This window comes from Hydrogenophaga sp. (assembly GCF_019264445.1).
Classification (GTDB): Bacteria; Pseudomonadota; Gammaproteobacteria; order Burkholderiales; family Burkholderiaceae_C; genus Hydrogenophaga.
The window spans coordinates 55,218-62,770 of record NZ_JAHVAB010000042.1; the positions used below are offsets into that span (position 1 = coordinate 55,218).

The following is a 7,553-nucleotide window of genomic DNA, read 5'->3' on the forward strand; positions in this document are numbered from 1 at the left end:
CGCCTCCACGCCCGAGCACCGAGATGCCCACCTCCAACACCCCCGCCTCCGTGCTGGTCGTCGACGACGAGCCCGATCTGCGCACGCTGTACGAGCTCACGCTGCTGCGCGAGGGCCACGCGGTGGTGGCCGCACCCGACCTCGCACAGGCGCGCGAATGGCTGGCGCAGCAACGCTTTGACGTGCTGATCTCCGACATGCGCCTGCCCGACGGTCTGGGCCTGGACCTGCTGCGCGAGCTGGCCGAGGCGCAACGCCCCGAGAAAAGCATCGTCATCACCGCCTATGGCTCGGCCGAGAACGCCGTCGAGTCGCTCAAGGCGGGTGCGTTTGACTACCTCACCAAACCGGTCGACCTCAAACAACTGCGCAGCGCGGTCACGGCCGCCTTGCAAAGCCAGCGCCAGAGCGTGACCGGGTCGGTACTCAACGCGGTCGCAGGTGCCGTCGCTGCCCCTGCTGGCGGTGCGACCGACGCGGCACGCAAAGGATCGCCACTCGCCACCAGTGCGCCCTCGCTGCAGCGCATCGTGGGCGGCTCGCCCAGCATCGTGCAGATCAAGGCGCGCATCGAAAAAGTGGCCTCCAGCATGGCGCCCGTGCTCATCCTGGGCGAATCCGGCACCGGCAAGGAGCTCGTGGCGCGCGCGGTGCACGACTGCAGCCACCGCAGCGCAGGCCCCTTCGTGGCGGTCAATTGCGGCGCCATCCCTGAAAACCTCATCGAGGCCGAGTTCTTCGGTGCACGCAAGGGCGCATACACCGGCGCCACCACCGATCGCGATGGCTACTTCCAGGCGGCACGCGGCGGCACACTGTTCCTCGACGAAATCGGCGATCTGCCGCTGGCCATGCAGGCCAAGCTGCTGCGCGTGATCCAGGAGCGCCGGGTGCGCGCGCTCGGGGGCGTTCAGGAGGAGGCGGTCGACGTGCGGCTGGTGAGCGCGACGCACCGCGACCTCAATGCGCTGGTGCAGGCCGGCCAGTTCCGCCAGGACCTGTTTTACCGGCTCAACGTCATCGGGTTGCGCACACCAGCCCTGCGCGAACGGCGCGACGATCTGCCGCTGCTGGTCCAGGCGCTTCTGGAACGGCTGTGCGCCGAGTCTGGCCAGAAGGTCCCCGATCTGTCGCCGCGTGCCATGGCCTGGCTGCGGTCCCGCGAGCTCCCGGGCAATGTGCGCGAGCTCGAGAACCTGCTGCAACGTGCACTCGCGCTGAGCAGCGGCCACGCGCTGGAGCCGGAAGACTTCGGGGAGTCCGAAGACATGCAGGAGGTGCCCACGCAGCCCGACACGCTCGAGCCTGCCGCGGGCTCGCCATCGATACCTCAGCGTCCACCCGAGGACATCCCCGCCGATCTTCAAACCTACCTGGACGAACAGGAGCGGCAGGTGCTGATGAAGGCCCTGCGCGAGAGCGACTTCAACCGCACGGCCGCTGCCGCGCGGCTGGGCCTGAACCTGCGGCAGATGCGCTACCGCATCCAGCGCCTGGGCATTGCCATGCCCTCCCCGGACGATGACGACACCGCCTGACGCCGCCGATGCCTCCTGGCGCGGGGGTTGGCTGCGCGCCGCCCGCCACTGCCCATCGCCCAATTTCGGGCCGCGCCCGCCCGGTGCCGCCATCGACCTGATCGTCCTCCACTCGATCAGCCTGCCACCCGGCGTGTATGGCGGCCCGGAGGTGGAGCAACTCTTCACCAACCAGCTCGACTGGGGCGCGCATCCTTACTTCGAAGACATCCGGGGCATGGAGGTGTCTTCGCACTTCTTCGTGCGGCGCGACGGGGAAGTGGTCCAGTTCGTGGATGCCGACGCGCGCGCCTGGCATGCCGGCCAGTCCTGCTGGCGTGGCCGACACAACTGCAACGACGACTCGATTGGCATCGAACTCGAAGGCCTGGAAGGCGAACGGTTTGAACCCGCGCAATACGAGGCACTGGCGCAGCTCTGCACCCAACTGGTGCAGCGTTATCCGGTTGCCCACGTGGCCGGCCATGAGCACATCGCGCCCGGTCGCAAACAGGACCCGGGCCCCGGATTCGACTGGTCTCGGCTGCGCGCCGCGCTCGGTTGGCCCGACGCGTGTTTCCCGCAAGAGACACTGCCCCGCACAGCGGCAGACCGCTGAGTTCGACACACGAAAAACCGCGCTTCAAGAGCCGGCCTTGCAACGGCGCGCCCCGTCGGGGCAAAACCCGCTGCATCGCGCGCCGACGCTGGCGCTTCACGCAAAAATGCAATCGCGTTGCCCATTCGGCGGCGATCCCCCGCCGGGCGCCAGGGCGTGCAACCGCACAATTTCCGCGAGACGAAAAAGGCGCCACACCGCTTCCGGGCGACTTTCTGGAAAACACTACCCGTAGTGGCTTGAATGGGACATGGACACCAGATATAGTGTGCGCTGTGAATCCGGAACCCCGCCTTTTCCCGCATGCCCAACGCCCGATTGCTGTCCGTCGGGCGTCCGCCAAAGTCCGCTGCGGCCACTGCTGATCCGGCACTGCCATCTGCCCCGTCGTCGGACACCTTGCACCCGATGCCATCACCACACAACAAATGAACGAAAGAGGAACCATGCTGACCGCGTCTCCCATCACCACCCCATCGCCTGCCACGCAGAAGCCCACAGCCGTCACACCGGCCGCAGCACCGCTGGCCGCGAGCAGCTCGGTTTTTTCCAACTACCAGATCATCCGCCGCAACGGCGCCGTGGTCCCGTTTGAGCCCAGCAAGATCGCTGTGGCCATGATGAAGGCCTTCCTGGCGGTGCACGGCACCCAGGGCGCCGCATCGGCCAGCGTGCGCGAAACGGTGGACGAGCTGACGCAGAACGTCGCACGCGCCCTGATGCGCTCGCGCCCGGGTGGCGGCACCTTCCACATTGAAGACGTGCAAGACCAGGTCGAGCTCGGCCTGATGCGCAGCGGCCACCACGAAGTGGCGCGCGCCTACGTGCTGTACCGCGAACGCCGCACGCAAGAGCGCGCGCACCAGGCGGAAGTGGCGCAGCCGTCCGAGCCGGTGCTGCATGTGATCGACGGTGGCCAGCGCGTGCCGCTGGACCTGCAACGCCTGCAGAGCCTCATCAACGCCGCCTGCAGCGGCCTGGGCAAGGACGTCAAGGCCGATCCAATCGTCGCCGAAACCAAGCGCAACCTGTATGACGGTGTGCCCATCGAAGAGGTCTACAAGGCCTCCATCCTGGCCGCACGCACGCTGATCGAAAAAGACCCTGACTACACGTACGCCACCGCACGCCTGCTGCTGCACACCATCGTCAAGGAAGTGATGGGCGAAGAAGTGCCGGCCGACCAGATGGGCGCGCGCTACGCCGACTATTTCCCACAGTTCATCAAGAAGGGCGTGGACAACGACCTGCTCGACGAAAAGCTGCTGCAGTTCGACCTGGCCCGTCTGGGCGCCGCGCTCAAGCCAGAGCGCGACCTGCAGTTCGACTACCTCGGCCTGCAGACGCTGTACGACCGCTACTTCCTGCACGTGCGCAAGACCCGCATCGAACTGCCCCAGTCGTTCTTCATGCGCGTGGCCATGGGCCTGTCTCTCAACGAGATCGACCGCGAAGCCCGCGCCATCGAGTTCTACGAAGTGCTCTCCTCGTTCGACTTCATGTCGTCCACGCCCACACTGTTCAACAGCGGCACCCTGCGCTCGCAACTCTCCAGCTGCTACCTGACCACCGTGCCCGACGACCTCGACGGCATCTACGAGTCGATCAAGGAAAACGCGCTGCTCTCCAAATTTGCGGGCGGCCTGGGCAACGACTGGACGCGCGTGCGCGCCCTGGGCTCCCACATCAAGGGCACCAACGGTGAATCGCAAGGCGTCGTGCCTTTCCTCAAAGTGGTGAACGACACCGCTGTGGCGGTGAACCAGGGCGGCAAGCGCAAGGGCGCGGTCTGCACCTACCTGGAGACCTGGCACCTGGACATTGAAGAATTCCTGGAGCTGCGCAAGAACACCGGCGACGACCGCCGCCGCACCCACGACATGAACACGGCGAACTGGATTCCCGACCTGTTCATGAAGCGCGTGATGGAAAAGGGCGAGTGGAGCCTGTTCTCGCCCAACAGCGTGCCCGACCTGCACGACCTCTTCGGTGCCGACTTCGAGAAGGCCTACGTGGCCTACGAAGAAAAAGCCGCACGCGGTGAGATCAAGCCCTACCGCAAGGTGCCCGCCAGCGACCTCTGGCGCAAGATGCTCTCGATGTTGTTCGAAACGGGCCATCCCTGGATCACCTTCAAGGACGCCTGCAACGTGCGCTCCCCGCAGCAGCACGCCGGTGTGGTCCACAGCTCCAACCTGTGCACCGAGATCACGCTCAACACCAGCGACACCGAAACCGCCGTGTGCAACCTGGGTTCGGTCAACCTGCTCAACCACGTCAAACGCGGTGACGACGGTGCAAAGGTGCTCGATCACGACAAGCTGCAGGCCACCATCAAGACGGCCATGCGCATGCTCGACAACGTGATCGACATCAACTACTACGCCGTGAAGAAGGCGCGCGACTCCAACATGCGCCACCGCCCGGTGGGCCTGGGCGTGATGGGGTTCCAGGACGCACTGTACGAGCTGCGCATCCCCTACGCCTCCAACGAAGCGGTGGAGTTCGCCGACCGCTCCATGGAAGCCGTCTGCTACTACGCCTACTGGGCATCCACCGAACTCGCCCGCGAACGCGGCCGCTACGCCAGCTACCGCGGTTCGCTGTGGGACAAGGGTGTGCTGCCACCTGACACGCTGGACCTGCTGGCCCGTGAACGCGGCGGCTATGTGGACGTGGACCGTTCCGGCGCCCTGGATTGGGACGCGCTGCGCAAGAAGATCGCTGTCGATGGCATGCGCAACTCCAATTGCGTGGCCATCGCACCCACCGCGACCATCTCCAACATCATCGGCGTGGACGCCTCCATCGAGCCTTGTTTCGGCAACCTCTCGGTCAAGTCCAACCTGTCCGGCGAGTTCACCGTCATCAACAGCTATCTGGTGAAAGACCTGAAACGGCTGGGGCTGTGGGACGACGTGATGGTCATGGACCTCAAGCACTTCGATGGTTCGCTGCGCCCGATCGACCGCGTGCCGCAAGAAGTGAAGGCGCTCTATGCCACCGCATTTGAAGTCGAACCCCTGTGGCTCGTGGAAGCCGCAGCGCGTCGCCAGAAGTGGATCGATCAGGCGCAGAGCCTGAACATCTACATGGCTGGCGCATCCGGCAAGAAGCTCGACGACACCTACAAGCTCGCCTGGTTGCGCGGCCTCAAGACCACCTATTACCTGCGCACGACGTCGGCCACCCAGATTGAAAAATCGACGGGCCGTGCGGGCCAGCTCAATGCGGTCTCACTCAGCGCGACCAGCGCCGGCATGGCGGCCACCACAGCGGCCGCGACAGAGCCAGCAACCGACGTCAAATTCTGCGCCATCGACGATCCGGGTTGCGAAGCCTGTCAGTGATCGAATGAGAGATGCGCACACGCATTGCGATGTTCAACGAATGCCATTCGATGCAACACCGCAACACAAAATGTGCGCATCTCGCATGATCACTTTGCATTTCATGCAGACACTTTGATAATCCGAACATTGGAAATTTCTATGTTGACCTGGGACGATCACATCACGCCCTCATCGAAGCCAGCGAACAACCCACTGCCCACCGGCACGTCGGGTCTGCAAGCCGCACTGTCCTCCCCTTCCGCTTCGATCAACACCGTCGCCCCGTCGCCAGCCGCCGCAGCCGTGCCTGCTGCACGCCGCATCAACGTGGCCGACAAGCGCATCATCAACGGCCAGACCGACGTCAACCAACTGGTGCCGTTCAAGTACAAGTGGGCCTGGGAAAAATACCTCGCCACGTGCGCCAACCACTGGATGCCGCAAGAGGTGAACATGAGCCGCGACATCGCGCTCTGGAAAGACCCCAACGGCCTGACTGAAGACGAGCGCCGCATCGTCAAGCGCAACCTCGGTTTCTTCGTGACGGCCGACTCGCTGGCGGCCAACAACATCGTGCTGGGCACATACCGCCACATCACCGCGCCGGAATGCCGCCAGTTCCTGTTGCGCCAGGCATTCGAAGAAGCGATCCACACGCACGCCTACCAGTACATCGTGGAGTCGCTCGGCTTGGATGAGTCCGAGATCTTCAACGCGTACAACGAAGTTCAGTCGATCCGCGACAAGGATGAGTTCCTGATCCCGTTCATCGAAGCGATCATGGATCCGAACTTCCACACCGGCACGCCCGAGACCGACCAGCGCCTGCTCAAGAGCCTGATCGTGTTTGCCTGCCTGATGGAGGGGCTGTTCTTCTATGTGGGCTTCACGCAGATCCTGGCGCTGGGTCGCCAGAACAAGATGACAGGTGCTGCCGAGCAATACCAGTACATCCTGCGCGACGAATCCATGCACTGCAACTTCGGTATCGATCTGATCAACGCGATCAAGATGGAGAACCCGATGCTCTGGACCAGCGAGTTCAAGGCTGAAATCAAGGAGCTGTTCCTCAAGGCCGTTGAGCTGGAGTACCGTTATGCCGAAGACACCATGCCGCGCGGTGTGCTGGGCCTCAACGCTTCCATGTTCAAAGGCTACCTGCGCTACATCGCCAACCGCCGTGCCGTGCAGATTGGCCTGGAGCCCCTGTTTCCCAACGAAGAGAATCCGTTCCCCTGGATGAGCGAAATGATCGACCTCAAAAAGGAACGCAATTTCTTCGAAACCCGTGTGATCGAATACCAATCCGGCGGGGCGCTGTCCTGGGATTGATGCCGCTAACACCGGAGCCGCATTGCCTCTTTTGACCACCAACATGTGTTCCGTTCATCCAAAACCCTGTACGCATCGCCAAGGCGACGGTGGCAGGGTTTTGTCACAGGATTCAAATCCTTGGGGCCAGCCGTGGATGCATCCACACGGCCTCAGGGCGTTGAATCACTTCGCTGGCGACAAGGCTGGCTGAAGTGCTCTTTGCAACTTGATCAAGGAGAAAACAATGGCAACTGCAAAAAAAGCCCCGGCCAAAAAGGCCGCACCGGCTAAAAAGGCTCCGGCCAAGAAACCCGCTGCGAAGAAAGCAGCTCCAGCGAAGAAAGCTGCACCGGCCAAAAAGGTCGCAGCGAAGAAGGCCCCGGCAAAGAAAGCTGCACCGGCCAAGAAGGTCGCAGTGAAGAAGGCTGCTCCTGCGAAGAAGGCAGCTCCGGCGAAGAAGGTCGCTGCGAAGAAGGCAGCGCCGGCGAAGAAGGCTGCTCCTGCCAAGAAGGCAGCGCCAGCGAAGAAGGCCGCTCCCGCCAAGAAGGCAGCCCCGGCCAAGAAGGCCGCTGCCAAGAAGGCTCCTGCGAAAAAGGCCGCTGCGAAGAAGGCCCCTGTGAAAAAGGCAGCCCCAGCAAAAAAAGCTGAGCCGGCCAAGAAGCCGGCGGCCCCTGCTGCTCCTGCGGCGCAGACGAAGCTCAACCCTCAGGCAGCTTGGCCGTTCCCCACGTCCAGCAAGCCCTGAAGTTGTCGTTGAGATGACCTGCAGCC

Annotated in this window: 5 protein-coding genes; all 5 read left to right on the top strand. The window is 63.6% G+C overall.

All coding sequences use genetic code 11. The features are described from left to right. The first annotated feature begins 23 nt into the window (after positions 1–23). The 5 genes from KXJ60_RS06990 to KXJ60_RS07010 all read left to right on the top strand — a co-directional run bounded on the left by KXJ60_RS06990 (position 24) and on the right by KXJ60_RS07010 (position 7,527). Positions 24–1,538, top strand: coding sequence for a sigma-54 dependent transcriptional regulator (locus tag KXJ60_RS06990; protein ID WP_291125612.1), 1,515 nt, complete (start codon positions 24–26; stop codon positions 1,536–1,538). Further along, positions 1,522–2,136: a 1,6-anhydro-N-acetylmuramyl-L-alanine amidase AmpD gene (gene ampD, locus KXJ60_RS06995; protein ID WP_291125615.1), complete on the top strand. Its 615-nt coding sequence runs from the start codon at positions 1,522–1,524 to the stop codon at positions 2,134–2,136. The genes KXJ60_RS06990 and ampD overlap by 17 nt, the downstream gene beginning before the upstream one ends. A gap of 446 nt (positions 2,137–2,582) precedes the next feature. Continuing rightward, positions 2,583–5,486 carry a ribonucleoside-diphosphate reductase subunit alpha gene (locus tag KXJ60_RS07000; RefSeq protein WP_291125628.1) on the top strand — a complete coding sequence of 968 codons (2,904 nt, stop codon included), beginning with the start codon at positions 2,583–2,585 and terminating at the stop codon, positions 5,484–5,486. A gap of 141 nt (positions 5,487–5,627) precedes the next feature. Then, complete coding sequence (locus KXJ60_RS07005) at positions 5,628–6,800, top strand: ribonucleotide-diphosphate reductase subunit beta (RefSeq protein WP_291125617.1); 1,173 nt, start codon at positions 5,628–5,630, stop codon at positions 6,798–6,800. A gap of 226 nt (positions 6,801–7,026) precedes the next feature. Further along, positions 7,027–7,527, top strand: coding sequence for a histone H1-like DNA-binding protein (locus KXJ60_RS07010; protein ID WP_291125631.1), 501 nt, complete (start codon positions 7,027–7,029; stop codon positions 7,525–7,527). The last annotated feature ends 26 nt before the right edge of the window (positions 7,528–7,553 follow it).

Excerpts from the sequence above, each read along its gene's own strand:
- KXJ60_RS07005 (WP_291125617.1), top strand. The coding sequence starts at position 5,628 with ATGTTGACCTGGGACGATCACATCACGCCCTCATCGAAGCCAGCGAAC.
- KXJ60_RS06990 (WP_291125612.1), top strand. The coding sequence starts at position 24 with ATGCCCACCTCCAACACCCCCGCCTCCGTGCTGGTCGTCGACGACGAG.
- ampD (WP_291125615.1), top strand. The coding sequence starts at position 1,522 with ATGACGACACCGCCTGACGCCGCCGATGCCTCCTGGCGCGGGGGTTGG.
- KXJ60_RS07000 (WP_291125628.1), top strand. The coding sequence starts at position 2,583 with ATGCTGACCGCGTCTCCCATCACCACCCCATCGCCTGCCACGCAGAAG.
- KXJ60_RS07010 (WP_291125631.1), top strand. The coding sequence starts at position 7,027 with ATGGCAACTGCAAAAAAAGCCCCGGCCAAAAAGGCCGCACCGGCTAAA.